Origin of the sequence: Shewanella sp. SG41-4 (assembly GCF_014164505.1) — a bacterium.
Taxonomy (GTDB): Bacteria; Pseudomonadota; Gammaproteobacteria; order Enterobacterales; family Shewanellaceae; genus Shewanella.
Genome location: NZ_JACJFI010000548.1, coordinates 1 through 1,627 on the forward strand (window position 1 = coordinate 1; position 1,627 = coordinate 1,627).

The 1,627-nt window shown below is 40.1% G+C and carries 3 protein-coding genes; all 3 read left to right on the forward strand.

The window, feature by feature from the left end; all coding sequences use genetic code 11:
• Positions 1–457 (forward strand): heme ABC transporter permease CcmC (ccmC, locus tag H5202_RS22075; RefSeq protein ID WP_182773924.1); only part of this gene is annotated, 457 nt, incomplete at its 5' end.
• Positions 457–669: a heme exporter protein CcmD gene (gene ccmD / locus H5202_RS22080; RefSeq protein WP_182773925.1), complete on the forward strand. Its 213-nt coding sequence runs from the start codon at positions 457–459 to the stop codon at positions 667–669. The genes ccmC and ccmD, both read left to right, overlap by 1 nt.
• The gene (gene ccmE, locus H5202_RS22085; protein WP_011635665.1) at positions 653–1,138 is read left to right on the forward strand and encodes a cytochrome c maturation protein CcmE; all 486 of its coding nucleotides are present in this window, start codon (positions 653–655) and stop codon (positions 1,136–1,138) included. Before ccmD ends, ccmE begins: the two co-directional genes overlap by 17 nt.
• Positions 1,139–1,627: the final 489 nt, after the last annotated feature.

Sequence of the window (1,627 nt, forward strand, 5' to 3'; positions counted from 1 at the left end):
ACCAATTGGTGCCGTCATTACCTTTATTGCCTTACTAACAGGCGCTGCATGGGGCAAACCTATATGGGGGACTTGGTGGGTATGGGATGCTCGTTTGACCTCTGAACTGGTATTACTGTTTCTTTACCTTGGCGTTATCTCACTATATGCATCTTTTGAAGATAAAGTCCTCGCGGCTAGAGCTTCTGGGATTTTGGCAATTGTCGGTGTGATTAATATACCAATTATTAAATACTCAGTAGATTGGTGGAGTAGTTTGCATCAACCTTCTACCATTAGAATCACAGAAAAATCGACAATGTCGACCGATATGTTATACCCACTGCTAATTAACATTGTTGGATTTGGGATGATGATAGGGGCGATTACTTTGATCCGATATAGAACAGAGATCCTTGCTCGCAATGGTATGCGTCCTTGGGTGAGAGACTTAGCAACCGCTGAGGAGGCAAAGTAATGCAATTTGATTCATTCAAAGATTTTCTTGATATGGGCGGTTACGGATTTTATGTTTGGCTATCCTATGGTGTAACGTTCGGCTGTCTAGCCACATTGATAACCCTGAGTGTCAGACAAAAACGTAAAGTTCTGATCGAAATTGCTAAAAAGATAACGCGTGAACAGCGCCTGAAAGAAACAAGAGGTAATAACCGTGAATCCAAGACGTAAAAAGAGATTAACCCTCGCCGTTGCATTAATAGCGGGCGTTGCAGCCGTTGCTTCATTACTACTGTATGCACTAAATTCAAATTTGAATTTGTTCTATACTCCGTATGAAATTACCCACGGGAAAAACGATACAGGTGTAATGCCAGAAGTTGGACAGCGGATCCGAGTAGGTGGCATGGTAACAATAGGATCGATGAAACGCGATCCGGATAGTCTACACGTTGAGTTTGCAGTACATGATTCAGCGGGCGGGACCGTTTTCGTTACCTATGACGATTTACTACCGGACTTATTTAGAGAAGGACAAGGTATAGTTGCCCAAGGCGTACTGGTTGAGTCTGGAAAACTAGAAGCCACTGAAGTGCTTGCCAAACATGATGAAAATTATATGCCGCCCGAAGTTGCGGAAGCTATGGGACAAACCCATGAAAAACCAACCTATAATCAGAAGGCTCTCGAAGACAAATAAGGTTTATTTGTAGAACATAGCCTCTTCGGATGATGCCGCTCACTTAATAAAGTGAGCGGCATTTTTCTATTTGACCGCCAGTTAACGGTTATTACTGACATTTCAGCTGCGTAGATAACTCCTTTTTAACTTACTCTTTAACCTAAATTTTTCGTATTCCTGTCTATATAAACTTTGTTTAAGAACATTCCTATAGAATATCACCACATATTACTGAATGTTTTGATGAGATGGAGCATCTCTAAAAGTGATTTAAAAACACTTTCGATAGACTTGGTGATTATTGTGCCGAATTCAAGATAAGAAATGATAGAGTAATAAAGTGTAATGTTATTATCTGCAGTAAGTTGGTTCGTAGTGTAAATAGGCTTTTGAATAAAGACTATTCACCTCTCAACAACCCTACATAAATGACCTGAATGAGCACATTAATTATCAGTAACGGTGCTCGCATACCCAATTGGATTAAGCATTAAATTAAGAATAATG

What these genes read in the sequence shown, in the direction of transcription:
- ccmD (WP_182773925.1), top strand. Translation starts at nt 457, where the DNA reads ATGCAATTTGATTCATTCAAAGATTTTCTTGATATGGGCGGTTACGGA.